A 24,250-nucleotide genomic window follows, 5' to 3' on the forward strand; every position below is an offset into this window, starting at 1 on the left:
TCGGTCGGGCTGACAGGATTTGAACCTGCGACCCCTTGACCCCCAGTCAAGTGCGCTACCAAGCTGCGCTACAGCCCGAAGCCCCGCATCAGCGAGGCATCTGAACCCTACAACAGGACGGACTCGCCACCTGCATCGGCAGGGCCGGATGCCGGCTCAGCGCTTGCGCTTCTCCCGCACCCGCTGCTGCAGCAGGATCGGAGTCCCCACGAAGCCGAACTCCTCGCGCAGCCGGCGCTCGATGTAGCGCTCGTAGGAGGCCTCCAGCTTGCCGGAGGTGAAGAGCACGAACGTCGGGGGTGCGGAGGACGCCTGGGTGCCGAACATGATCTTGGGCTGCTTGCCGCTGCGCACCGGGTGCGGGTGCTCGGCGACCAGACGGCCGAGGAAGCCGTTGAGCTGTCCGGTCGAGATGCGCGTCTCCCAGCCGGTCAGCGCCTTGTCGATCGCCGGGGTGAGGCGGTCGACGTGCCAGCCGGTCTTGGCGGTGATGTTGATGCGCGGGGCCCACTGCACCTGCACGAGGTCGCGCTCGATCTCACGGTCGAGGTAGTAGCGGCGCTCCTCGTCGACGAGGTCCCACTTGTTGAAGGCGATGACGAGAGCTCGGCCGGCCTCGCGGATGGTCTGGATGATCCGCAGGTCCTGCTCGGAGAGCGACTCCCCGCCGTTGACCACGAGCACGGCGACCTCGGCGCGGTCGATGGCGGTGGTGGTGCGCAGCGAGGCGTAGTACTCGTGGCCCGAGGCCGTCTTGACCCGCTTGCGGATGCCGGCGGTGTCGATGAAGCGCCACGTGCGTCCGCCCAGCTCGATCAGCTCGTCGACCGGGTCGACGGTGGTGCCGGCGACGTTGTCCACGACGACACGCTCCTCGCCGGCGAGCTTGTTGAGCAAGGAGGACTTGCCGACGTTGGGCTTGCCCACGATCGCGATCCGGCGCGGTCCGCCGACCTCGCGCTCGGCCTCGGGAGGAGGCTCCGGCAGTGCCGCGAGGACCGCGTCCAGCATGTCGCCCGAGCCGCGACCGTGCAGGGCCGAGACCGGCCACGGCTCACCGAGACCGAGGTTCCACAGGCCGTAGGCCTCCGCCTCGGTGCGCTGGTCGTCGACCTTGTTGGCGGCCAGGACGACCGGCTTCTTGGAGCGACGCAGGATCTTGACGACCTCCTCGTCGGCATCGGTGATGCCCACGGCGGCGTCCACGACGAACAGCACGGCGTCGGCCAGTGACACCGCGACCTCGGCCTGGGCAGCGATGCGCTGGGCCAGGCCACGGGCGTCCGGGTCCCATCCACCGGTGTCGACGACCGTGAAGGCGCGGCCGTTCCAGGATGCGTCGTAGGACACCCGGTCACGGGTGACGCCGGGGACGTCCTCGACCACCGCCTCGCGACGGCCGATGATCCGGTTGACCAGGGTCGACTTGCCGACGTTCGGTCGGCCGACCACGGCCAGGACCGGGACCGGACCCAGCGCGGCCCCAGTGGGCTCGGTCGGCTCGCTGCTCGGTTCGCTACTGGGGGTGTTGCTCATGCTGACTTCTCCGTGATTCCCCCGCCGGGGTCAGGCTCGTGCTGCCCAGCGGGCAGTGGCCCGGGCAGAGAGAGGCCGGTGCTGCGACGCGCGGCCTCCAGGTCGTCGAGCATCCGGGCCCGCAGTCGTTGGGAGGTCTCCCCCACCAGCTGGCGCGTCCGAGGCCACGCGGCCTGCTCGACGGTGAACGGCGTACCGAACACGAGATCCATCGTCCCACGCCGGCGCGGCAGCGACGAACTGGCGCCGCCTGGCTCCCTCGTGCCGAACAGGATCACGGGTACGACGGGCGCTCCGGTGACGTGGGCGAGGTAGGCCGCGCCGCGGTGGAAGAGCTCCAGCTCGCCGGAGCCGCGTGCCCCCTCGGGGAAGACGCCGAGCACCCCGTCGTCGCGCAGCACCCGCACCGCCGCCTTGACCGCCGTCGGGTCGGTGTGGAAGCGATCGAGCGGGATCTGACCGGCCTGGGTCAGGAACCGCCCCAGGAAGCCGGTGAACATCTCGATCTTGGTCAGCGCGTGCACCGGACGTGGCGCGAAGATCGCGAGCAGGGGTCCGTCGATCACGCCGACGTGGTTGGCCGCCAGGATCACCGGGCCGGTGCTGGGCACGTTGCCGGCCCCGTGGACCACCACCCGGTAGCGCCGCCGGACCAGCCAGGCGCAGAAGGGGCGGGCGCCGTGCAGCAGCCACCGGTGCGGACGGCGTACGGCCGAGGTGTCCGGCCGCGCGCCGTGCGGTGAGCTCACCGGGTCGCCTCCGCGGACCCGGCCTCCTCGACCAGACCGACGAGCAGCCCGATCACCTCGTCGAGCGTGTACGTCGTCGTGTCGAGCTGCGCGGCTCCGTCGGCCATCACGAGCGGAGCCGTCGTGCGACCGGAGTCGATCCGGTCCCGCTCGCGCAACGACTGCTCGGTGGCCCCGACGTCGACAGCGCCCGACTCCAGTGCCCGGCGGGCCGCACGGGCGCCCGGGTCGGCGGTCAGGTAGACCTTCACCGGCGCCTGGGGCCACACCACGGAGCCGATGTCGCGCCCCTCCACCACGATCCCGCCGGAGCCGGTGTGCGAGGTGATGATGGCGCGCTGCATCTGCAGCAGGCGAGCCCGGACCTGCGGGACCGTGCTGACGGGCGAGACCGCCGAGGTGACCTCGTCGGTGCGGATCGCCGCCGCGACGTCGTGGCCGTCCACGGTGATCGTGGGCGCGGTGGGGTCCGTGCCCGAGACGAGGTCGGGCTCGTCGCAGCGAGCGGCCACGGCCTCGGCGTCGTGCACGTCGACGCCCTCGCGCAGCATCCACCAGGTCATCGCCCGAAACATCGCGCCGGTGTCGAGGTAGGACAACCCGAGCCGGTCCGCGACACCCCGGCACGTGCTGGACTTCCCGGAGCCCGACGTGCCGTCGACTGCGACCACCATCCCCACCATCGAGACGGCGGACGGCCCTGCTGGCCCGGTCAGGTCACGTGCGCTCACGGGCACGCAGCCTACCGGTGGACTACGCCTGGTCGGGCACCGAGCGCACGCGCGTCAGGTCCGAGCGGAGCGCAGCAGCGCCGTGCAGGTAGACGTGGGTGATGTCGGCGCGCGGCAGGTCGGTCTCGACGTGCGCCATCATCCGGACCACCCGCGGCATGGAGCCGGCGATCTCGAGCTCGCGGGCGCAGATCAGCGGCACCTCCCCGAAGCCCAGCTGGCGCGCGGCGTAGGCGGGGAACTCGCTGACCAGGTCGGAGGTCGCGGTGAAGATCACCGAGATGAAGTCGTCGACCTCGAGCCCGTTGGAACTCATCACGTCGAGCACCATCTCCGAGACGCGTTCGAGCATCTGCTCACGATCGTCGACGTCGAGCTGGGTGGCTCCTCTGACTGCACGCACGGACACAGGCATCACCCTAGTGGGCGCGACCCACTGCTCACATCCGGACGCTGTCGAGCAGGGCGCCCAGCTCGTCCAGGGTGAGGTCGCGCAGCTGTCCGGACTTCAGCTGACCGAGGTCGACCGGCCCGAGCTCGGTGCGCGTCAGCTTCCGCACGGGGTGGCCCACCTGCGCCAGCAGGCGGCGCACGATGCGGTTGCGCCCCTCGTGGATCACCAGCTCGACGATGGACTTCTGCCGGGTGGCGGCGATGATCCGCACGCGGGTCACCGCCACCGGGCCGTCGTCCAGCTCGACGCCGCCCAGCAGCGTCTCCGAGGTGTGCTTGGTGACCTCGCCGTCGACCTCGGCGACGTAGGTCTTGTCGACCTCGTACGACGGGTGCGCCATCTTGTGGGCGAAGTCGCCGTCGTTGGTGAGCAGGAGCAGCCCGGAGGTGTCGGTGTCGAGTCGGCCCACGTGGAAGAGGCGCTCCGAGCTGTCGGCCGAGGGCCGCACCTCCTGCAGCACCTCGGTCAGCGTCCGTCGCCCCTCGGGGTCGGACATCGTCGACACCACGCCGCGGGGCTTGTTGAGCACCAGGTAGACGTGGTCGGAGATCGGGGGCAGCCGCTGGCCGGAGACCCGGATGACGGCGACCCGCGGGTCCACCTTGGTGCCGAGCCGGGTCACGACCTCACCGTCGACCTCGACCTCGCCGGCGAGCATCAGCTCCTCGCACTTGCGGCGTGAGGCCACGCCCGACTGGGCCAGCAGCTTCTGCAGGCGGATCAGGCCGTCCTCGTCGGTGGCCAGGACGTCGTTCACGGACTCTCCTCCACCGCGTCGGGCTCGGGAGCCGAGGACCGGGCGAAGCCGCCCAGGTCGGCGAGCTCGTCGTCGAGGTCCTCCAGCGACGGCAGGTACGGCGCCAGCTCGGGCAGGTCGTCGACGGAGGTGACGCCGATCCGCTCGAGGAAGTAGCCCGTGGTGCGGTAGAGCGTGGCACCGTGCTCGCCGTCGCGTCCGGCCTCCTCCACGAGGCCACGCGTGAGCAGCGTGCGCATGACGCCGTCCACGTTGACGCCACGGATCGCCGAGACGCGGGCGCGGGAGACGGGCTGCTGGTAGGCCACCACCGCGAGCGTCTCCAGCGCAGCCTGGGTCAGGCGCGCCTGCTGACCCTCGAGGACGAAGCCCTCGACGACCGTGGCGAACTGCTCGCGCGTGTAGTAGCGCCAGCCACCGGCGACGTTGCGCAGCTCGAAGCCGCGACCCTGCTCGTCGTACTCGCCGGCCAACGTGGTCAGCGCCTCGAGCACCTCCTCGGCCGGGTAGCCGACGACGCTGGCCAGGCTGACCGCGTCGAGCGGCTGGTCGGCGACCATCAGGATCGCCTCCAGGGCGGGGCGCAGCTCGGCCAGCGGGATGGCCAGGGCCTCCCCCTCGCTCGGCGGGTCGTCGGTCCGCGTTCCGTCGTGCACGTCGGCCTCGGTCATGGCGCCTCCTCGGCTGGTGGCTCACCGGTCGGCACCGGTTGCCCGTCGAACTCGTCGACGTCGTTGATCTCGGTCTCCTCGCTCCCGGTCCACCGCACCGTGAGCTCCCCGAGCGCCCGAGCCTGCTCGAAGGCGACCGCGCCCTCTCGGAAGAGCTCGAGCAGGGACAGGAATCGGGCGACGGTCGTCAGGGTGTCGGGCGAGTCGCCGCACAGGGAGCGGAAGGTCAGGGTGCCGGCGCGACGCAGCCGGTCCATCACGATCACGCCCTGCTCGCGCACCGACACCGCCGGGGCGTGGATGTGGCCCAGCGACACCTCCAGGATCGGCTTGGGCTCCATCGCCTTCGCCGCCAGAGCGGCGAACTGCTCGAGGCCGATCCCGATCAGCACCTCGGGGAGCAGGCCGGCGAAGCGGTCCTCCAGCCCGACCGCTCGCGGGTGCCGGCGCGACTCGCCCTCGAGGCGGGCGCCCAGGACCGCCGCGACCTGCTTGTAGGCCTTGTACTGGATGAGACGGGCGAAGAGCAGGTCCCTGGCCTCGAGCAGAGCCAGGTCCTCCTCGTCCTCCACGTCACCCTGCGGCAGCAGGCGAGCGGCCTTGAGGTCGAGCAGCGTCGCTGCCACGAGCAGGAAGGAGGTGGTCTGCTCGAGGTCCCACACGGAGCCGGCGGCCTTGACGTGGGCGATGAACTCGACGGTCACCTTCGACAGGGCGACCTCGGTGATGTCGAGCTTGTGCTTGGAGATCAGGCTCAGCAGCAGGTCGAACGGGCCCTCGAAGTTGTCCAGCCGCAGCGAGAACTCGGGTGTGACGTCGGGGTGCTCGATCTCCTGGGCCGTCGTCATCGCTCGTCGCGAAGGCGCTGCACGAGCATGCTGTCGTCGCCGTGGGCCGCCAGGTCGGCCAGCACGACCGAGATCGCCTCGCGGACCAGCCGCCCGCGGTCCACCGCGAGGCGGTGCTCGCCACGCAGCGTCAGTCGGGCCTGCTCGATGGCCATCAGCTCGTCGGAGGTGACGTAGACCGTCATCTTCTCGTCGTGCCGGATCCGCCCGCTCGCCCCGGACTTCCTCGGCTTCTCGGGCTCCTCGACGACCGGCTCCTCGACGACGTCGGGCACCGCCCGGACACCGGGGCCGGTGGGGCGGAAGAGGTCGTCCGCTGCCGGGAGGCTCACGCGTCGTGCCATCGGGAGAGCACCTCCTTGGCCAGCTGGCGGTAGGACTCGGCGCCGGTCGAGGAGCTCGCGTACGTCGTGATCGGCTCGCCTGCGACGGTCGAGTCGGAGAACTTCACCGTGCGCCGGATGACGGTGTGGAAGACGGTGTCGCCCCACGCCTGGACCAGCCGCTCCATCACCTCGCGGCCGTGGAGCGTACGGCCGTCGAACATCGTGCCGAGCACACCCTCGATCTCCAGGCGCGGGTTGAGCCGTTCGCGCACCTTGTCGATCGTGGTCTTCAGCAGCGCGACGCCGCGCAGCGCGAAGTACTCGCACTCCAGCGGCACGATCACCCCGTCGGACGCGGTCAGCGCGTTGACCGTCAGCAGTCCGAGGGAGGGCTGGCAGTCGATGAGGATCACGTCGTACGACGCCAGGGCCGGTGCGAGCACGCGTTGCAGCGTCTGCTCGCGGGCCACCTCGTTGACCAGCTGCACCTCGGCGGCCGACAGGTCGATGTTGGACGGCAGCAGGTCCATGCCCGGCACGCCGGACGGCACGACGACGTCCTCGAGGGTGACGCCGGGCTCCAAGAGGAGGTTGTAGATCGTCAGGTCCATCTCGTGCGGGTTCAGGCCCAGCCCCACCGACAGCGAGCCCTGCGGGTCGAAGTCGACCAGCAGCACCTTGCGGCCGAACTCCGCCAGGGACGCACCCAGGTTGATCGTGGTCGTGGTCTTGCCGACCCCGCCCTTCTGGTTGCACATCGAGACGACCCGCGCCGTCCCGTGCTCGGCGACCGGCGGCGGGTCGGGCAGGTAGGGCATCGGGCGTCCGGTGGGACCGATCTCGACGGACGGCGCCTCGGCTGTCTCGGCGACCGCCTCGGCGACAGGCTCGGACGCCGAGGTCCGCTCGAAGGGCAGCATCGAGGCCTCCGACGACGGAGCCGGGACCACGACCCGGGGCGGCATCTGCGGTGCTCCCGAGGCTCCCGAGACCCCCCAGGCGGTGGTGGAGCCCAGCTGGCTTCCCTCGCTCATGACCTGTCTCCTTCTGCTCTCGTGACCGGCTGCCTGCTAGTCAACAATGTCGACACAGCGACATCGGAGCGGCTCGCCGCGACTCTAGGCGCCTTCTCGGTCGGCGTCGCCTCCGGGCTCCCGATTCCCGGCTCCGACGCACAATCTGTGGACAACAGCGTCGTGCTTGTGAGCGCCGTAGGCGGGTTCCTCACACGTTGTCCCCGTCTGTGGAGAACCCTGTGGAGAGCGAGTCGAGGATCCTTGCGGCGATCTTCGGTCATTCTGAGGGCGAACTGGTGCTTCGGCCGGCGCTGGTTCAGGCCTCACCTGTCACAATGGTGCAGGTGAGAGGGGGCACGATGCGCAGAGTCATGCTCGCGGGCCTGTGGTCCGTGGCCATCTTGGCGATGACTGCCGTGCCCGGTGGATCGACCGGCGCCGCCGACGGGGAGACCGGGTCGGCGGCGCAGGACCCCGGAGTCTCGGTCGTCGCCGTGGACCCGAGCGCCCCGATCGACCCGACCCATCCCGACAGTGCCCAGGACCCGGCTGTGACGACCTCCCCGACACCCGCACCGCCCACGCCGGTATGCAGCCCCACCACCGCGCTGGTGGATCCGGAGGCAACCCCCGAGGCCGTGTGCCTGGCCGCGACCCTCGACGAGTGGCAGGCCAGCGGCCGCTACGGCATCGGGCAGCAGATCAACGCCTCGTCCTCGTCGTACCTCGATCCGGTGACGACCCTGGCTCCGGACCGGCCGGCCGTGGTCGGCTTCGACCTGAGCGAGCTCGACCTGGGCGAGACGTACGGCTTCGACCTCCCGCCCCTGCAGTCCCTGCTCCAGCTCAGCGCCGACGGCGTGGTCCTGACGGCCTCGTGGCACACCGCCAACCCCAAGAGCGGTCTGGACTCGGGTGACCGCCGCTGGCAGAGCATCCACGAGCTGCTGGACCCGACCGGCACCCGCGCCGCACGGAGCTTCTGGGCTGACTACGACGCCAAGCTCGACCTGTTCCGCCGCCTCCAGACCGGCGACGACGGCGCCTACGCGCCCGCCGCGGTGATCTTCCGTCCCCTGCACGAGGCCAACGGCACGTGGTTCTGGTGGGCCCAGGGCACGGACCCGGCCGACTACCGGGCGCTGTATGCCGCCCTCCAGCAGCGCGCGTGGGACGCCGGCGTGCACAACATCGTCTGGGCGTGGTCGCCCAACGCGGTGACCAACGACTACATCAGCGACCCCGCGGACCTACGTCCTGAGCGCATCGACATCGGCGGCATCGACTCCTACGAGGCGATGGCCAACCGGGGCGAGCAGGACCAGCAGCTCAACATCACCGGCCTCGCCGAGATCGCGGGCACCGTGGCCCGCGTCGCGGTCACCGAGGCCGGTCCGCACGGCAGCATCACCGGCGGCTGGGATCCCACGGTGATCGCGCGCACCGCCGTCCAGCAGAACCTCAAGCCCGTCTACGTGATGCTGTGGTTCGACGACGGCGACGGCGCAGACGGCTACACCGGCAAGAAGCAGATCGGCTCCCTGCGCGGCGGCCGGTCGTGGCTCTCGCAGTGCCCGCAGGGAGTGTGCTCGCTGTGACGGCCACGACCGCGCGCAGCGCCGCCGCCTGGGCCGCGCTCGTCGCTCTCGTCGTCTCCGGGCTCGTCCTCGCCCCGCCCTCGTCCGGCGCCCAGGACACGCTGCGCGTGGCGGGCACCGACGCGGTGTCGAAGGCCGGGACCCACGACAAGCGCAAGCCCGGGAGGAAGCGCAAGAAGAAGTCGAGCCTCTCGGTGCGGCTGACCCCCGCCGTGGTCACCGTCTTCGGCAACGGGGCCACCGAGCCGACCGGTGTGCTGGCCCAGGTCTCCCCCGCTGCCTCCAAGCGGCCGGTGACGATCCAGCGCAAGGACGACGCCGGGGTGTGGCGCACGGTCAAGCAGGCCAGGACCAACCGCAACGGTCAGGTCTTCTTCGGCGCGGTGGACGTCACGTCCCTCGGCACGCAGTACTTCCGCGGCAAGGTGAAGGCCTCGCGGGGCTATCGCAAGGTCGGCTGGCGCAGCACCACCCTCTACACCCGCTCCAACGACGGCGGCTGCGAGCCGACCACGCCGCTGGTCGACCAGCAGGCGACCGGTGAGGCGCACTGCCTCGCGGCCCGCCTCGACCGTTGGTACAACGCCCGCCTGATGGGCATCGGCCAGCAGGTCAACATCTCCAGCCAGACCGAGTGGGACACCCCCCTGCAGGGCGTCAAGCCGGCCATCGTCGGCTTCGACCTCCAGGAGCTCGACCAGGCCGCGTCGGTGGAGTTCCCCTACGCCGACGACAACATCGCCGGACTCATCGAGCGCGCCCACCAGGGCGCGATCCTCGTCGCCGTGTGGCACGCCACCGACCCGTTCTCCGGCGGTACGTCGCACAGCCCCACGCAGGCGCTCGAGCCGCTGCTCGACCCGTCCACCGCGGCGTACACGAAGTTCTGGGACGACTGGGACCGCAAGCTCGAGCTGATCAACCGCTTCCAGACCGACGACGCCGACGGCGACGGCGTCTCCGACCACTCGCCGTGCTGGTGCACGCCGCTGGTGATCCGACCCCTGCACGAGGCCAACGGCGCCTTCTTCTGGTGGGGCCAGGCCAAGGTGGCGACGTACAAGAAGGTCTACGCCCGGCTCCAGGCGCGTGCCGCCCAGCAGGGCGTGCACAACCTGGTCTGGGCCTCGGCCGGCAACCGCAACACCTCCACGACGACCAACCCCGGCAAGTACGTCCCGCCCCGCGTCGACCTCGGCGGGCTGGACACCTACGACCCCGAGGGCCCGAAGGACGACCCCCGCGACCACCTCAACCTCGAGGGCTACGACGCCATCGAGCGCAAGGTGCCCAGGATGGCGCTGACCGAGTCCGGTCCCCACGGCAGCAAGGACGGCAAGTGGAACCCCGCCGTCATCACGCGCACCGTGCGCAAGGAACGGCTGCGGCCCCTCTGGTCGATGCTTTGGTACGACGACAGCGGCTACGCCGAGGCCGGGCCGAAGCAGATCACCTCGATCAAGGGCGGCATGAGCTGGTACCGCTCGTGCCCCAACGCGCTGTGCTCGGTGCGCCGCTAGGCAGGCCGCTCTCCCGGTTCACCCCTCCACCACCAGGCCCACGCGACCGGCCGGACTTGCCCGTGCGGACCCAGCCGGCGACTCAGCATGCCTGTCGTCCCCGCGATCCGTCCGGATCTGCCGAGTTGCGGACGTGGCCAAGCTGGGGCGCTTCGCGAGGCGCTCCTCCTCCTCCTCCTCCCCACGGCATCGGGTCGTGTGCCTCACCACGGTGCATGGACCGGTCTCAGGCACACGACCCTGGCGGGCTGGCGCAGCCGGGGTGGCGCCCGAGCCGGATCGGGGCGAGTCGTGTGCCCCAGCCCGGTGCATGGACCGGTCTCAGACACACGACCCTGCCGTAGGCGGTCGACGCTCTCATGCCGCGTAGTGTGCGCGTCTGCGCGGCCCTACGTGAGCCGAGACGCGCAGTAGCCGAGCGTGGTGCCGGTGCTGCGGTCTGCCCCCTCAGTCGGACAGGCACCGCAGCGCGGTCGTGGCGAGCACCAGCTCTCCGGCCTCGTCGGAGGCGTCCAGGTCGGCGAGCGCCTCGATGACCCAGTCCCGGTCACCGGCGGGGTCGGCGATGGTCTGGGTGACGCGCCACAGCCGGGCCGAGACGTCCTCGTCGCTCACCGGCACCCCCGCCGGCTCACCGGTGGCAGGCTAGATGCGCAGGAGGTCCGGCCCCCGCGCGTCGGCGTCGGTGAGGACTGTGTCGTGCTGGGCGTAGTAGTCCTCGATCGCGGCGTCCCACGTCGAGCGGGTCATCACCACCTCGCGGGGCGGGTCGGTCCGGTCGGCCGCGGCCCGCTCGAGGGCCATCAGCCCGTCGAGGTCGTCGCGGGCCACCAGGTCGACGCGACGCCACATGGCGTTGCGCACCATCACCCGGAACGCCCGGTCCTGCTTCGAGATCGGACGCGGGGACGTCGGTGGCGCCGGCTCCCCCGCACCGAGTGACCCACGACCGGGATCGGTCAGCGCCTCCCACTCGTCGAGCAGCGACGAGTCGGTCTGGCGGATCGTCTCGGCCAGCCACTCCAGGAGGTCGTCCAGCTCGGGGGTGCGGTGCGCCTCGGGCACGGTCTGCCGCAGCGCGCGGTAGGCATCCGTCAGGTAGCGCAGCACCAGCCCCTCGGAGCGAGCCAGTGCGTAGCGCGAGCAGAAGTCGGTGAAGCTCATCCCCTGCTCGTAGATCTCGCGGACCACCGACTTGGGCCCCAACGCGTCCTCGGAGAGCCACGGATGGCTCTGTCGATAGATCTCGTACGTCGCCTCCAGCAGCTCGGCGAGCGGCTGGGGCCACGTGATCTGGTCGAGCAGCGCCATCCGCTCGTCATACTCGAGGCCGTCGGCCTTCATCTCGCCGATCGCCTCACCGCGGGCCGCGTGCTGCTGGGCGAAGAGGATCTGGCGCGGGGCGTCGAGGACCGCCTCGATCACCGAGACGATGTCGAGGGTGTAGTCGTCCGACTCGGGGTCGAGGGTGTCCAGCGCGGCCAGGGCGAAGTGCGACAGGGGCTGGTTGAGCGCGAAGTCCTCGGGGAGGTCCACCGTCAGGACGTAGCGGCGACCGAGCTCGTCGAGCTCGTCCAACCGCGTGACGGTCTCGGACCGCACGAGGCTGCGGGCCAGGCGCAGCGCGCGACGGCTCAGCTTGAGCTGCTGCTTGCGCGGCTCGTGGTTGTCGGTAAGCAGGCCACGCAGCACGCCGAACGCGTCCTCCTCGCGGGTCAGGACGTTGATCAGCATCGCGTTGTCGACCCGCATCCGCGAGACGAGCTGTTCCGGTACGCCGGCCACCAGCTTGTCGAAGGTCTGCTCGGTCCACACCACGGTGCCCTCGGGCGGCTTCTTCAGCTGGGCCTTGCTCTTTCGCTTGGCCTTGGCGCCGGGCGCCGCGTTCTTCGCCTCTGCCTTGGCCTTGGCGCGCTCGTTGTCGATGGTGTGCTCAGGCGCCTGGACGACGACGTAGCCGGCCGTGTCGAAGCCCGCACGCCCGGCGCGGCCGGCGATCTGCAGGAACTCGCGGGTGCGCAGGATGCGCGAGCGCGAGCCGTCGTACTTGGCCAGCCCGGTGAACAGCACCGTGCGGATCGGGACGTTGATCCCGACCCCCAGGGTGTCGGTGCCGCTGATCACCGTGAGCAGACCGGCCTGCGCGAGCTGCTCGACGGCGCGGCGATAGCGGGGCAGCATCCCCGCGTGGTGCACCCCGATCCCGCGGCGCAGCAGCTTGGAGAGCGTCTTGCCGAAGCCTGCGCCGAACCGGAAGCCACCGAGCCGGTCGGCGATCGCCTCCTTGTTGGCGTCGCTGAGCGCGGAGGTCACCAGCTTGTTGTTGAGCAGGTTGGTGGCCTGCTCGACCGCCTCCTTCTGCGTGAAGTGCACGACGTAGACCGGGGACTGCTTGGTCTCCACCAGCTCCTCGAGGGTCTCGGCGAGCGGGGTCAGGGCCCAGGTGAAGCTCAGTGGCACCGGACGCTCGGCATCGTCCACGACGGCGGTCTCCCGGCCGTTGCGCCGGGTCAGGTCCTCGGCGAGGTCACTCACGTCGCCGAGGGTCGCCGACATCAGCACGAACTGCGCCTGGGGCAGGGCGAGCAGCGGCACCTGCCAGGCCCAGCCGCGATCGGGCTCGGCGTAGAAGTGGAACTCGTCCATCACGACCAGTCCGACGTCGGCGTCCGCGCCCTCGCGCAGCGCGATGTTGGCCAGGATCTCCGCAGTGCAGCAGATGATCGGCGCATCGGCGTTGACCGCGGCGTCCCCGGTCAGCATCCCGACCTGGTCGGCCCCGAAGACGGCACACAGCTCGAAGAACTTCTCACTCACCAGCGCCTTGATCGGCGCGGTGTAGAACGACACCCGGTCGTCGGCGAGCGCCGCCTTGTGGGCGCCGAGCGCCACCAGCGACTTGCCGGAGCCGGTGGGGGTGGCCAGCACGACGTTGTTGCCGGCGAGAATCTCCAGGATCGCCTCGTCCTGGTGGGCATACAGCTCGAGCCCGCGACCGGTCGCCAGCGCCGTGATGTCCTCGTAGACGGCGTCCCAGTCTGTCTCGCCGGCCGTCTCCCGACTCATTCGCGAGCTCGCGGGTGTGCGGTCGCGAAGACCTCACGCAGGTTGTCGACGGTCACGAGCGTGTAGATCTGGGTGGTCGTCACCGACGCGTGGCCGAGCAGCTCCTGCACGACGCGCACGTCGGCGCCGCCGTCGAGCAGGTGGGTCGCGAACGAGTGTCGCAACGTGTGCGGCGAGACGTCGCGGGTGACTCCGGCCCGGTCGGCAGTCCTGGTCAGCACCGTCCAGGCGGACTGGCGCGAGAGCCGACCGCCCCGGGCGTTGCAGAACAGTGCTCCCGCCACCGAGGCACCGGCCAGCTCCGGGCGAGCGCGCACGAGGTAGGCCTGCACCGCCGTGCGCGCGAACGAGCCGAGCGGGACGAGCCGCTCCTTGCCGCCCTTGCCGCGCAGCAGCACCGTCCCGTCGACGAGATCGAGGTCGTCGACGTCCAGACCGACGGCCTCGGAGATCCGGGCACCGGTGCCGTAGAGCACCTCCAGCAAGGCCTGGTCGCGCAGCGCCAGCGTCGTGCCGGGCGCGCCAGCCGCCTCGAGGATGGCCTCGACGTCGGAGAGCGGGAGCGCCTTGGGGAGTCGCTTGGCGGGCGTGGGCGGCTTGATCCCCGAGGCGGGGTCGGAGGCGGCCAACCCGTCGCTCACGGCGAACCGGTGGAACCCGCGGACGGCGACCACGGTCCGCGCCGCCGACGTCGAGCTCAGGGCCTGGTGGTCTGCGTCACCCTCGCGCAGGTGCACCAGGAACGACGACACCGTGGCCTCGGTGATCTGGTCCAGCGCGGTGACGCCACCGGCCCGGAGGAAGCCCAGGTAGCGGTTGAGGTCACGCCGGTACGACGACAGCGTGTTGGCCGCCAGTCCCTTCTCGACGCTGAGGTGGTCGAGATAGGTGCGGACCGCGCGGACGAGGGCGTCGGTGCTCGGGCTCGGTGCTGTCGGCGTGGGCGTCGAGGTGGGCGTCGAGGTGGGAGGCACTAGGGCGCGAGCACCTCGTCGAGGTCGACGGCCGAGATGCCCACCGCCTCACCCACCGGAGCGTTGGTCAGCCGACCGGCGTGCGTGTTGAGGCCGAGCGCGAGACTGCGGTTGTCGCGGCACGCCTGCACCCAGCCCTCGTCGGCCAGGGCCACGGTGAAGGGCAAGGTCGCGTTGGTCAGGGCATACGTCGAGGTGCTCGGGACTGCGCCGGGCATGTTGGCCACGCAGTAGAAGGTCGAGTCGTGGACCTGGTACGTCGGGTCGTCGTGCGTGGTCGCGTGGGTGTCCTCGAAGCAACCGCCCTGGTCGACGGCGATGTCGACGAGCACCGACCCCGGCTTCATCGCCGCGACCAGCTCGTTGCTGACGAGCTTGGGCGCCGCCGCCCCCGGGATCAGCACGGCGCCGATCACCATGTCGGCCTCCATCACCTGCTGCTGGACGGCGAGCTTGGACGAGGCCAGGCCGTGGACGCGGTTGTTGTAGCGCCAGAACGACATCCGCAGCTTCTCCAGGTCGGTGTCGAGCAGGGTGACGTCGGCGCCCATGCCGAGAGCGATGTTGGCTGCGTTCTGACCGGACACCCCGGCACCGATGATGACGACCTTGGCGTTCGCCACGCCGCCGACGCCGCCCATCAGGACCCCGCGGCCGCCCTGTGCCTTGAGCAGGTTGTAGGCGCCGACCTGGGGTGCCAGGCACCCGGCCACCTCGGACATCGGGTAGAGCAGCGGCAACGCGCCCGAGGGGAGCTGGACGGTCTCGTAGGCGATGCCGGTGACCTGGCGGCGCAACAGCTCCTCGGTGAGGGGCTTGTCCGCGGCGAGGTGGAGGTAGGTGAAGAGGGTGACGCCCTCCCGCATCCGGTGGTACTCCTCGGCGACGGGCTCCTTGACCTTGAGCACCATGTCGATCCCGCCATCGACCCCCCAGGCGGCATCGGCGTCGGGGACGATCGTGGCGCCGGCGGCGGCGTAGTCCTCGTCGCTGATGGCGGAGCCCACCCCTGCGCCGGACTGCACGTGGACCTGGTGCCCGTGTGCCGTCAGCTCGTGGACCCCGACAGGGGTGATGGCCACGCGGTACTCGTGGTTCTTGACTTCCTGGGGGACACCGATCTTCACGGTGTCGAGACTAACGCTCCCCGCCCCCGACGAGGTCCAGGGCGCGCGCCAGCAGCACACACTGCACGACGGGACCGTCTGCGACCTGCCCGGCCAGCACGGCGTCGTACAGCTCGGCGAAGGCCACCCAGCGAGTCGTCATGTCGGCTTCCTCGTGGTGCAGCTCGAAGTCACCGCGGTCGGCGGCGCTGAGTCCGCGGGCGAGGTAGAGGTGCTGCACCTCGGCGCTGATCCCCGGCGAGGCGTACGACGACGTCAGGTGCGTCCAGTCGGTGGCCTGCAGCTGGGCCTCCTCGCGCAGCTCGCGCCGGGCGACCTCGAGGGGCTCCTCGCCGGGGTCCCCGTCGCAGAGGCCGGCCGGGATCTCCACGAAACGTCGACCTGCGGCGTGGCGGTACTGCTGGAGGACGAAGACCCGCTCCTGGTCGTCGACGGCCAGCACGACGGCTGCGCCCGGGTGCTCGAGGACGAGCCGTCGAGCGACAGCACCGTCCGGCGTACGCACCTGGTCGGAGCGCAGCGCCACCACCCATCCGTCGCGGTGCAGGTCGGAGGAGTCGACGACGTCCCAGGACTCCGGCCGGTCGGCGAGCGCACCGTCGCTCACTCGGCGTCGTCCTTGCGACGCAGGCCACTCTCGTCGATCGGGAAGCGGAGCTCCTTCTGGCGTTCGATGGCGGCACCGATCAACCCCCTGAACAGCGGGTGCGGTCGCGTCGGGCGCGAGCGCAGCTCGGGGTGCGCCTGGGTCGAGACGTAGTAGGGGTGCACCTCGCGGGGCAGCTCGACGAACTCGACGAGACCCAGGTCGGGGTTGGTGCCCGAGAAGACGAGGCCGGCCTCGGACAGCTGGTCGCGGTAGTCGTTGTTGACCTCGTAGCGGTGCCGGTGGCGCTCCTCGATGCGCGCCTGGCCGTACTGCTCGCGCACGACGCTGCCCTCAGCGAGCTCGGCGGGGTACAGGCCCAGCCGCATCGTGCCGCCGAGGTCGCCGGCGCCTTCGACGTAGTCCTTCTGCTCCTCCATCGTCGCGATGACCGGCTCGGGGCACTCCGGGTCGAACTCGGTGGAGGCGGCCTTGGCCAGACCCGCCTCGGAGCGGGCGTACTCGATGACCATGCACTGCAGGCCCAGGCACAACCCCAACGTGGGGATCTTCTGGGTGCGGGCGTAGGTGAGAGCACCGAGCTTGCCCTCGATGCCACGGATGCCGAAGCCGCCCGGCACGCACACGGCGTCCACGTCGGAGAGCTGGCGTGCGGCCCCGGCCGGGGTCTCGCACGTGTCCGAGGGGACCCAGCGCAGGTTGACCTTGGCCTCGTGGGCGAAGCCGCCGGCGCGCAACGCCTCACCGACCGAGAGGTAGGCGTCGGGCAGGTCGATGTACTTGCCGACGAGCGCCACCGTCACCTCCTCCTTGGGGTGGTGGACGCGGCGCAGCAGGTCGTCCCACACGGTCCAGTCGACGTCTCGGAACGGCAGGTCGAGTCGCCGTACGACGTAGGCGTCGAGGCCCTCGCGGTGCAGGACCTTCGGGATGTCGTAGATCGAGGGCGCGTCAGCAGCGCAGACCACGGCGTCCTGGTCGACGTCGCACATCATCGAGATCTTCTTCTTGATCGACTCGGGCAGCTCGCGGTCGGCGCGGCACACGACGGCGTCAGGCTGGATGCCGACCTGGCGCAGTGCCGCGACCGAGTGCTGGGTCGGCTTGGTCTTCAGCTCCTGGGACGGCCCGATGAACGGCACCAGGGAGACGTGCAGGAAGAAGCAGTTCTCCCGACCGATCTCGTGGCGCACCTGGCGCGCCGACTCGAGGAACGGCAACGACTCGATGTCGCCGACCGTGCCGCCCACCTCGGTGATCACGACGTCGATGTCCGGCGCACCCATCGCGAGGATCCGGTCCTTGATCTCGTCGGTGATGTGCGGGATCACCTGCACGGTGTCTCCGAGGTAGTCGCCGCGGCGCTCCTTGGCGATGACGCTGGAGTAGACCTGCCCGGTGGTCACGTTGGCGATCTGGCCGAGATTGGTGTCCAGGAAGCGCTCGTAGTGCCCGATGTCCAGGTCGGTCTCGGCGCCGTCGTCGGTGACGAAGACCTCGCCGTGCTGGAACGGGTTCATCGTGCCGGGGTCGACGTTGAGGTAGGGGTCGAGCTTCTGCATCGTCACGCGCAGGCCGCGCGAGCGGAGCAGTCGACCCAGACTCGAGGCCGTCAGTCCCTTGCCCAGGGAGGAGGCGACCCCTCCAGTGACGAACACGTGCTTTGACTGGTCGTTCCCCGGCTGCCTCACGGGATTCCATGCTATCCCAGGTCTGGCGATTCGGCCGACCCGACACGGTGGTCAACCCAGCGCTCGGGTCGCCTTCGAGACGTCGAGCAGCTCGCGGGCGTGCGCCAGGGCGGTGTCGGAGTCGGAGAGGCCGGCCAGCATCCGCGACAGCTCCTGCTCACGGGCCGCGTCGTCGAGGACCGAGAGCCCCGAGCTGGTCACCGTGCCGTCGCTGGCCTTGCGCACCAGGACGTGACGGTCGGCGTACGCCGCGACCTGCGGGAGGTGGGTCACCACCAGCACCTGCGCGGTGCGCGCGAGCTGGGCCAGGCGGCGACCGACCTCGACCGCGGCCGCTCCCCCGACCCCGGCGTCGACCTCGTCGAAGACGAAGGTCGGCACCGGGCTGGTGCCGGCGAGGGCCACCTCGATGGCGAGCATGACGCGGGAGAGCTCACCCCCGGATGCTCCCTTCGAGAGCGGGCGGGGCTCCGAGCCGGCGTTGGCCGCGAGCAGGATCGTCACGTCGTCGGCCCCGTGCGCGGCGGGCTCGATGCTCGTGACATCGATGGTGACGACCGCGTGGGGCATCGCCAGCAGGGTCAGCTCGTCGGTCACTTGCGTCTGCAGCCGACCCGCCGCCTCTCGTCTCGCGGCGGACAACGCCACCGCCGACGTGGACAGCTGGGCCTGGAGCCGGTCGCGCTCCTCGGTGAGGGCGGTGATCCGCTCGTCGGTGGAGTCCAGCTCGAGCAGCCGCGCCGAGGCGTCCCTGGCCCAGGCCAGCACCTCGTCGATGCTCTCGCCGTACTTGCGGGTCAGGGCGACGAGCGAGGCGCGTCGCTCGGAAGTGGCGGCCAGGCGCGCGGGGTCGGTGTCGATCCGGCTGGCGTAGGAGGCGACGTCGGCCGCGACGTCGGAGACCAGGTAGGTGATCTCGGCCAGGCGGTCGGCCAGCTCGGCGGCCTCCGCGTCGTGGTCGCGCACGGCGTCGAGCAGCCCTCGCGCCGCCGAGGTGGTGGCGAGGGCGTCGGCGCCGCCGGTGTCGCTGGACAGAGCCTCGCGCGCCTGTTCGGCGGCCGTGCGCAGGGTGTCGGCGAACCCGAGGCGGGCCTCGTCGGCGGCGAGCGTGTCGTCCTCGCCGGGCTCGGGGTCCACCTCCTCGATCTCGGTGAGCCCGAAGCGCAGCAGGTCGGCCTCGCGGGCCCGCTCCCGGGCGCTGGTGACGACCTCCTGCAGCTCACGCGTGGTCGCACCGAGGCGGCGGTAGAGATCGCCGTACTCCTCCAGGCAGGCGGCGACCGGCTCACCGCCGAACCGGTCGAGCGCCTCGCGCTGGGCTCGCGGCAGCAGCAGTCGGTGCTGGTCGGACTGGCCGTGGACGGCGACCAGCGGCTGGGCGACCTCGGTCAGGGTGGCCACCGGCACCGAGGCCCCGCCGACGAACGCCCGCGAACGGCCCTCGGCCGCGACGTTGCGCGCCAGCACGACCAACCCGTCCTCGACCTCGCCGCCGGCCTCCTCGACCGCGGCTGCGAAGTGCTCGAGGCCCTCGGCGCGCAGCACGCCCTCGACCCGCGCCTGCTTGGCGCCGGTGCGCACCGCGCCGCTGTCGGCACGGCCGCCGAGCAGCAGGCCCAGCGCCGTGACGATCATCGTCTTGCCGGCGCCGGTCTCACCGGTGATGACGGTCAGCCCGGGCCCGAGCTCCAGGGTGGAGGAGTCGATGACCCCGAGCTGGCTGATCCGGATCTCCTCGATCATGCGTGCTCACCCTCCCCGGTCGTGGTGTTGCCCCGGAGCCGCCGCTCGCCCTCGCCGCGCCAGCCGTCGACCGGCAGGCCGAACTTGGCCACCAGCCGGTCGGTGAAGGGAGCCTCGTGGAGTCGCGCGAGCCGCAGCGGCTCCGCGCCGCGACGGACCTCCACGTGGGCACCCAGCGGCAGGTCGACGGTGCGACGGCTGTCGCACCACAGCACCGCGGCTCCGTCGGGGCGGTCGATGACCTCGATGGCGATCACGGAGTCGGGGCCGGTCACCATCGGCCGGGAGAAGAGCGCATGCGCGCTGAGCGGCACCAGGCACAGGGCCTCGACCTGCGGCCACACGACCGGCCCGCCGGCGCTGAAGTTGTAGGCCGTGGAACCGGTGGGCGTGGCGCACACCACCCCGTCACAGGCCCAGCGGGACAGTGGGCGGCCGTCGATCTCGACCAGCACCTCGATCATCCGCTCCCGGGCGGACTTCTCGACGCTGGCCTCGTTGACCGCGAAGGTGCGCGCGAGCAGCTCGCCGCCGAGGCTCACCTCGACCGCGAGCGTGAGGCGATCCTCGACGGTGTAGCGGGAGTCGACGATCGCCCGGATGGTCGACTCGATCTCCTCCGGCTCCGCCTCGGCGAGGAAGCCGACGTGACCCAGGTTGACCCCCAGCACCGGAGTGCGGGCACCGCGGGTGATCTCGGCGGCGCGCAGGATGCTGCCGTCCCCGCCGATGACCAGCGCGAGCTCGCAGTCGCACCCGACGTCGGACTCGGACTCGCTGAGCTCGAGTCGGGAGCCGAACTCCTCCGGCACGACGCCGAGGTCCTTGGCCTCGGCGGCGAGCAGGCGCACGACGACCCCATGGGCGGTCAGGCCCGCGATGAACGAGCGCGCGACGGAGCGCGCCTCTGCCCGCCCGGTGTGGGTCAGCAGCAGCACGCGGCGGGAGGTCGGTGGTGCGCTCATCCACCCAGCCTCTCACCCGGCGCCCCCAGCGCACGCGCCTCGTGCACCGTGCGGGCGATCGCGTCCTGCTCGAGCGTCGCCGGGCCGCTGCGCAACCACAGGAAGAACTCGACGTTGCCGGACGGACCCGGCAGCGGGCTCACCGTCACCGACCTCGCCCCCCAGCCTCGTGCTGCCGCCGCGTCGGCGACGCGGCTGACCGCCTCGGTGCGCAGCTCCGCCTCGCGCACGACGCCCCCCTTGCCGACCCGGTCCTTGCCGACCTCGAACTGGGGTTTGACCATCAGCGCCAGGTCCCCGTCGGACACCGTCACGCCGATCAGCGCGTCGAGCACCAGCTCCAGGGAGATGAACGACAGGTCGCCCACCACCAGGTCGACGGGTCCGTCGATGAGCTCGGTGGTCAGCTCTCGGATGTTCTGCCGGTCGTGGACGAGCACCCGTTCGTCGCTGCGTAGTGACCACGCCAGCTGGCCGTAGCCGACGTCGACCGCGACCACCTCGCGTGCCCCCGCCCGCAGCAGCACGTCGGTGAAGCCTCCGGTCGAGGCGCCGGCATCGAGGCAGCGCCGGCCGGCGACGACGAGACCGTCGGGTCCGAAGGCGGCCAGCGCACCGGCGAGCTTGTGCCCACCCCGCGAGACGTAGTCCGGTCGATCCGGGTCGGTGGCCACCACGATGGCCACGTCGGTGGTGACGGCGGTGGCCGGCTTGCCCGCCACCGCACCGGAGACCTTGACCCGACCTGCGCTGACCAGCTCGGCGGCGTGGTCCCGCGACCGCGCCAGCCCTCGCCGTACCAGCTCGGCGTCGAGGCGCAGTCGTCTCGGCGGCATGCCTGACCTCAGGCCTCTGGGTCGTCGAGGACCGCGCGCAGCTCGCCGTGGGCCTGCTCGTAGACGCGGACGTGCTCGTCGACGGCGAGGGTGCCGACCCCCGCGACGGCGTCAACGACGGCGTCGACGCGCTCCAGCCCCGTGCGCTCGGGCCGGTCCAGGATCACGTCGGGGTCCTCGTCCCACGGGCCCTGATCGAGGTCCGGTTGCTGGTCGTGGCTCATGAGCGCGAGGCTACCGGCCCGCTCGGCTGGACGGGCGGCTCAGGGGGCGTCAGGCCATCGATGTCGGCGCAGCTGCCCGTCTCGTCGAGGTGAGCCCACGCCGCGGGCGCGACAGCGCGCCACCAGTCCCCGGGGGATCCCGCTCCGGTGCAGGTCAACCGGGTCCCTTCGACCTGCGCCGTCCAGCCGCCGATCTCGAAGCCCTGCCCGGAGCGCTCGGGGGCGGGGTGCGCCTCGCGCAGGCTCCCCAGGTCCGGTCCGACGTACGTCGGTCGACGCCCGGACGGCGTGGCGACCAGCTCCGCCAGGCCGGTGACCCCGGTGAGCACCAGCAAGGAGTCGATCCCGGTCGCGATCGCGCCGTCGATGTCCGTGTCGAGCCGGTCGCCGATCATCAGCGGACGTTCACCTCCGACCCGCCGCACGGTCTCGTCGAGGAGTGGACGGGCCGGCTTGCCGGCGACCACGGGGTCGACGTCGGAGAAGCGACGCAAGGTCTCGACGAGGACCCCATGACCGGGGGCGACGCCGAACGGCGTCGGAATGGTCAGGTCGGTGTTGCTGGCCACCCACCACAGGCCGTCGCGGATCCGCACGGCGACGCGCATCACCTCCGACCACCGCACGTCCGGTCCGTAGCCGGTCACCACGGCATCGGCGTCCTCGTCGACACCGACGCCGCGCAGCCCGACCGCCGCCACGGCGTCGAGCAGCCCCGCGCCACCCAGCACGACCACACGAGCCTCGGCACCCAGGTGCTCCACCAGGACCCGGGCCGCGGCCTGGGCCGAGGTCACGACATCGTCGGTCTCCGCGTGCACCCCCAGCTCGGTGAGGTGCTCGGCAACGGTGACGGGGGTCCGTGAGGCGTTGTTGGTGATGAAGGCGCATCGCATGCCGTCCGAACGGACGGCCTCGAGGTGCTCCGCCGCCCCGGGCACCGCCTCACCACCGATGTAGACGACACCGTCGAGGTCCAGCATCGCCAGGTCGTAGGTCTTGCTGAGGGCGTCGGCGGGGACATCCAAGGAGGCACTGACCACCTCCTCAGTCTGGCACGGCGGAGTGGCATCACCGCACGTCAGGCACCTGCTCGTACCCTCGGAAGAATGGATACGGGGACCGTGGTGACGCCGCCGTACGTCGCCGGCCCCCTGCAGCTCGCACCGTTCCGTGGCCTGCGCCTGGACCCGTCCCGGGTCGGCGACCCGGCAACAGCTCGGCTCTTCGCCCGCCCGTTCCGCTCCGTCGCCGGCCGCGTGCGCCAGTGGGAGGCGCAAGGACACCTCGTGCACGAGGCCCGGCCGTGCCTCTACCTGCACGAGTACACCGTCAACGGCGTCACCGTCCGGGGTCTCGTCGGCGCCCTCGACGTCTCACGCCGGGCGGCCGGCCCGGCCCAACGCGCGGTGCTGCCGCACGAGGGCATCCATCCGGCCCAGGCCGACAACCTCGCCGACCGGATGCACCAGATGGACCTCAACCCAGCGCCCATCCTGCTCGTCCAGGACTCGCCCGCGCAGCTGCGCCAGCTCCTGCGCCGACAGCGTGAAGCAACGCCGGACTCCTCCTTCGTCGATCGAGCCGGATGCGCCCATCGGCTGTGGAACCTGTCCGACCCGCTGGTCCTCGAGACGATCGCCGAGCTGCTGGCGCCCACCACCGCTGTCATCGCCGACGGCCACCACCGCTATGCCGCCTACCTCCGGCTGCAGCAGCGCCAGCCCGGACCCGGCTTCGACCACGGCCTCGCGATGATCGTGGACGATGGCGACACACCCTTGTTCCTCGGCGCCATCCACCGAGTCCTGCACGGCTCCAGCGTCGACGACGTCGCGGTCGCAGCGCGTTCGGTGGGCATCGTCACCAGGCCCGCCCATCAGGCCGAGGCCCTGGCCGCCCTGTCCCCCGGCGTCCTGATCGCCACCGACAACCAGCGCTGGCTGCGGGTGCACGTGGGCGCGCGCCCTGACCGTGTCGAGATCGAGACCCTCCACGACCGCCTCGTGCCCGCGCTGGGGCACGGCCCCACCCGCATCACCCACCATCACAGCGCCGCGGACGCCTTGTCGCACGCGCACCGCGACGACACCACGGCGATCCTCCTGCCGGCCCCACGATTCGACCAGGTGCAACGCGTGGTCGAGGCAGATCGGCTCTTCCCGGAGAAGGCGACCTCCTTCCAGCCGAAACCGCCGCTCGGGGTACTGCTCAGGAGGGTGCACGACGAAGGCGGCGAGCCCCCGACACTTCCACCTCGACGCGCGAAGCGGTCCCGCCAGCGGTCGTGAAGAAGCGGCGACGCAGCGCCCCCGTGACCTCCACGACATCGCCCACCTGCCACGACACCGCCGAGCGGCGCACCCGCCCGTTCCACGTCACGCACTCGAGCGAGTCCACCTGCTGCCGACGACGCGCACCAGCGCCACCTGCGCCGGGCTGACGCGTCACCGCCACCCGGAACGAGCACAGCACGTCCCCGCTCGGCAGCACCCGCTCGTCCGCCGGCACCGGGACCCGCCCCACGAGACGTACCTCGTTGACGAGCTCGACGTCCTCCACCACCCGTGTCTCCACCGACACCACCTCCTGCGGCCTCACTCTGCCGCGGTCGGCCGGCCTCGCGCGACGCACCCTGACGCGGCTGTGGACAGGGGGCCTCCCACCGCGGCTGTGGATGACTCCCGGTCAGCCGACCCCCTGGGAAGAGCAGCAAAAAGCACAGTAGGGCGACCCCGAAGGGTCGCCCTACTGCAAAGAATTGTCCGGCGGCGTCCTACTCTCCCACAACCTTCCGGTTGCAGTACCATC

Annotated in this window: 22 protein-coding genes, 1 tRNA gene and 1 pseudogene; 3 read left to right on the forward strand and 21 right to left on the reverse strand. The window is 71.3% G+C overall.

The genetic code is table 11. The annotated features are described in order from the left end of the window. Nucleotides 1–4: 4 nt before the first annotated feature. The 10 genes from Q1K33_RS16540 to Q1K33_RS16585 all read right to left on the reverse strand — a co-directional run bounded on the left by Q1K33_RS16540 (nt 5) and on the right by Q1K33_RS16585 (nt 6,890). Nucleotides 5–78, reverse strand: a tRNA-Pro gene (locus Q1K33_RS16540). Between the two features lie 78 nt (nt 79–156). Beyond that, on the reverse strand, nt 157–1,536 hold the full coding sequence (der, locus tag Q1K33_RS16545) for a ribosome biogenesis GTPase Der (RefSeq protein WP_300405833.1): 1,380 nt from the start codon (nt 1,534–1,536) through the stop codon (nt 157–159). Continuing rightward, on the reverse strand, nt 1,533–2,285 hold the full coding sequence (locus Q1K33_RS16550; protein WP_300405834.1) for a lysophospholipid acyltransferase family protein: 753 nt from the start codon (nt 2,283–2,285) through the stop codon (nt 1,533–1,535). The genes der and Q1K33_RS16550 overlap by 4 nt, the downstream gene beginning before the upstream one ends. After that, nucleotides 2,282–3,016, reverse strand: a complete 735-nt coding sequence (gene cmk / locus Q1K33_RS16555; protein WP_363319736.1) for a (d)CMP kinase — start codon at nt 3,014–3,016, stop codon at nt 2,282–2,284. Before cmk ends, Q1K33_RS16550 begins: the two co-directional genes overlap by 4 nt. Before the next feature lie 22 nt (nt 3,017–3,038). After that, nucleotides 3,039–3,431, reverse strand: coding sequence for a chorismate mutase (gene aroH / locus Q1K33_RS16560; RefSeq protein ID WP_300405835.1), 393 nt, complete (start codon nt 3,429–3,431; stop codon nt 3,039–3,041). 25 nt (nt 3,432–3,456) lie between these two features. After that, nucleotides 3,457–4,227 (reverse strand): pseudouridine synthase, encoded by a 771-nt coding sequence (locus tag Q1K33_RS16565; RefSeq protein ID WP_300405836.1) that lies wholly within the window; start codon nt 4,225–4,227, stop codon nt 3,457–3,459. Continuing rightward, nucleotides 4,224–4,898 (reverse strand): SMC-Scp complex subunit ScpB, encoded by a 675-nt coding sequence (scpB, locus tag Q1K33_RS16570; RefSeq protein WP_300405837.1) that lies wholly within the window; start codon nt 4,896–4,898, stop codon nt 4,224–4,226. Before scpB ends, Q1K33_RS16565 begins: the two co-directional genes overlap by 4 nt. After that, a complete protein-coding gene (locus tag Q1K33_RS16575; RefSeq protein ID WP_300405838.1) occupies nt 4,895–5,746 on the reverse strand; it encodes a segregation/condensation protein A in 852 nt (283 codons plus the stop codon). Before Q1K33_RS16575 ends, scpB begins: the two co-directional genes overlap by 4 nt. Beyond that, nucleotides 5,743–6,090: a hypothetical protein gene (locus Q1K33_RS16580; RefSeq protein WP_300405839.1), complete on the reverse strand. Its 348-nt coding sequence runs from the start codon at nt 6,088–6,090 to the stop codon at nt 5,743–5,745. The genes Q1K33_RS16575 and Q1K33_RS16580 overlap by 4 nt, the downstream gene beginning before the upstream one ends. Further along, complete coding sequence (locus tag Q1K33_RS16585) at nt 6,075–6,890, reverse strand: ParA family protein (RefSeq protein ID WP_300405853.1); 816 nt, start codon at nt 6,888–6,890, stop codon at nt 6,075–6,077. The genes Q1K33_RS16580 and Q1K33_RS16585 overlap by 16 nt, the downstream gene beginning before the upstream one ends. 557 nt (nt 6,891–7,447) lie before the next feature. Here Q1K33_RS16585 and Q1K33_RS16590 point away from each other — a divergent pair. Both Q1K33_RS16590 and Q1K33_RS16595 read left to right on the forward strand, forming a co-directional pair. After that, nucleotides 7,448–8,686 (forward strand): glycosyl hydrolase, encoded by a 1,239-nt coding sequence (locus Q1K33_RS16590; RefSeq protein ID WP_300405840.1) that lies wholly within the window; start codon nt 7,448–7,450, stop codon nt 8,684–8,686. Continuing rightward, nucleotides 8,683–10,206 (forward strand): glycosyl hydrolase, encoded by a 1,524-nt coding sequence (locus Q1K33_RS16595; protein WP_300405841.1) that lies wholly within the window; start codon nt 8,683–8,685, stop codon nt 10,204–10,206. The genes Q1K33_RS16590 and Q1K33_RS16595 overlap by 4 nt, the downstream gene beginning before the upstream one ends. A 447-nt stretch (nt 10,207–10,653) precedes the next feature. On the opposite strand, the pseudogene Q1K33_RS16600 reads toward Q1K33_RS16595, so the two are convergent. The 10 genes and pseudogenes from Q1K33_RS16600 to Q1K33_RS16645 form a co-directional block, all read right to left on the reverse strand. Further along, nucleotides 10,654–13,272: pseudogene (locus Q1K33_RS16600) on the reverse strand (DUF3516 domain-containing protein). Beyond that, entirely contained in the window at nt 13,269–14,246 is a 978-nt protein-coding gene (xerD, locus tag Q1K33_RS16605) for a site-specific tyrosine recombinase XerD (protein WP_300405842.1), read from the reverse strand. The pseudogene Q1K33_RS16600 and the gene xerD overlap by 4 nt, the downstream one beginning before the upstream one ends. Beyond that, nucleotides 14,246–15,373, reverse strand: coding sequence for an alanine dehydrogenase (gene ald / locus Q1K33_RS16610; protein ID WP_300405843.1), 1,128 nt, complete (start codon nt 15,371–15,373; stop codon nt 14,246–14,248). Before ald ends, xerD begins: the two co-directional genes overlap by 1 nt. A 10-nt stretch (nt 15,374–15,383) precedes the next feature. Continuing rightward, nucleotides 15,384–15,980: an NUDIX hydrolase gene (locus Q1K33_RS16615; protein WP_300405844.1), complete on the reverse strand. Its 597-nt coding sequence runs from the start codon at nt 15,978–15,980 to the stop codon at nt 15,384–15,386. Beyond that, nucleotides 15,977–17,638 (reverse strand): CTP synthase, encoded by a 1,662-nt coding sequence (locus Q1K33_RS16620; RefSeq protein ID WP_300405845.1) that lies wholly within the window; start codon nt 17,636–17,638, stop codon nt 15,977–15,979. Before Q1K33_RS16620 ends, Q1K33_RS16615 begins: the two co-directional genes overlap by 4 nt. Before the next feature lie 84 nt (nt 17,639–17,722). Then, on the reverse strand, nt 17,723–19,414 hold the full coding sequence (gene recN, locus Q1K33_RS16625; protein WP_300405846.1) for a DNA repair protein RecN: 1,692 nt from the start codon (nt 19,412–19,414) through the stop codon (nt 17,723–17,725). Continuing rightward, entirely contained in the window at nt 19,411–20,379 is a 969-nt protein-coding gene (locus tag Q1K33_RS16630; protein ID WP_300405847.1) for an NAD kinase, read from the reverse strand. The genes recN and Q1K33_RS16630 overlap by 4 nt, the downstream gene beginning before the upstream one ends. After that, nucleotides 20,376–21,215 carry a TlyA family RNA methyltransferase gene (locus Q1K33_RS16635; RefSeq protein ID WP_300405848.1) on the reverse strand — a complete coding sequence of 280 codons (840 nt, stop codon included), beginning with the start codon at nt 21,213–21,215 and terminating at the stop codon, nt 20,376–20,378. Before Q1K33_RS16635 ends, Q1K33_RS16630 begins: the two co-directional genes overlap by 4 nt. 8 nt (nt 21,216–21,223) lie before the next feature. Next, nucleotides 21,224–21,439, reverse strand: a complete 216-nt coding sequence (locus tag Q1K33_RS16640; RefSeq protein ID WP_300405849.1) for a hypothetical protein — start codon at nt 21,437–21,439, stop codon at nt 21,224–21,226. Then, nucleotides 21,436–22,482: an HAD-IIA family hydrolase gene (locus Q1K33_RS16645; protein ID WP_300405850.1), complete on the reverse strand. Its 1,047-nt coding sequence runs from the start codon at nt 22,480–22,482 to the stop codon at nt 21,436–21,438. The genes Q1K33_RS16640 and Q1K33_RS16645 overlap by 4 nt, the downstream gene beginning before the upstream one ends. A gap of 66 nt (nt 22,483–22,548) precedes the next feature. On the opposite strand from Q1K33_RS16645, the gene Q1K33_RS16650 reads away from it, so the two are divergent. Continuing rightward, a complete protein-coding gene (locus Q1K33_RS16650; RefSeq protein ID WP_300405851.1) occupies nt 22,549–23,730 on the forward strand; it encodes a DUF1015 family protein in 1,182 nt (393 codons plus the stop codon). Here the strand turns inward: Q1K33_RS16650 and Q1K33_RS16655 are convergent. Beyond that, nucleotides 23,651–24,073 carry a single-stranded DNA-binding protein gene (locus Q1K33_RS16655; RefSeq protein WP_363319737.1) on the reverse strand — a complete coding sequence of 141 codons (423 nt, stop codon included), beginning with the start codon at nt 24,071–24,073 and terminating at the stop codon, nt 23,651–23,653. The two genes, Q1K33_RS16650 and Q1K33_RS16655, sit on opposite strands and share 80 nt — an antisense overlap. Nucleotides 24,074–24,250: the final 177 nt, after the last annotated feature.

The organism is Nocardioides sp. (assembly GCF_029937575.1).
Classification (GTDB): Bacteria; Actinomycetota; Actinomycetes; order Propionibacteriales; family Nocardioidaceae; genus Nocardioides.

Coding starts and splice junctions, on each gene's coding strand:
- scpB (WP_300405837.1), bottom strand. CDS start 4,898: ATGACCGAGGCCGACGTGCACGACGGAACGCGGACCGACGACCCGCCG.
- Q1K33_RS16635 (WP_300405848.1), bottom strand. CDS start 21,215: ATGCCGCCGAGACGACTGCGCCTCGACGCCGAGCTGGTACGGCGAGGG.
- Q1K33_RS16650 (WP_300405851.1), top strand. CDS start 22,549: ATGGATACGGGGACCGTGGTGACGCCGCCGTACGTCGCCGGCCCCCTG.
- Q1K33_RS16580 (WP_300405839.1), bottom strand. CDS start 6,090: ATGGCACGACGCGTGAGCCTCCCGGCAGCGGACGACCTCTTCCGCCCC.
- der (WP_300405833.1), bottom strand. CDS start 1,536: ATGAGCAACACCCCCAGTAGCGAACCGAGCAGCGAGCCGACCGAGCCC.
- Q1K33_RS16585 (WP_300405853.1), bottom strand. CDS start 6,890: ATGCCCTACCTGCCCGACCCGCCGCCGGTCGCCGAGCACGGGACGGCG.
- Q1K33_RS16640 (WP_300405849.1), bottom strand. CDS start 21,439: ATGAGCCACGACCAGCAACCGGACCTCGATCAGGGCCCGTGGGACGAG.
- Q1K33_RS16630 (WP_300405847.1), bottom strand. CDS start 20,379: ATGAGCGCACCACCGACCTCCCGCCGCGTGCTGCTGCTGACCCACACC.
- recN (WP_300405846.1), bottom strand. CDS start 19,414: ATGATCGAGGAGATCCGGATCAGCCAGCTCGGGGTCATCGACTCCTCC.
- Q1K33_RS16590 (WP_300405840.1), top strand. CDS start 7,448: ATGCGCAGAGTCATGCTCGCGGGCCTGTGGTCCGTGGCCATCTTGGCG.
- Q1K33_RS16575 (WP_300405838.1), bottom strand. CDS start 5,746: ATGACGACGGCCCAGGAGATCGAGCACCCCGACGTCACACCCGAGTTC.
- aroH (WP_300405835.1), bottom strand. CDS start 3,431: ATGCCTGTGTCCGTGCGTGCAGTCAGAGGAGCCACCCAGCTCGACGTC.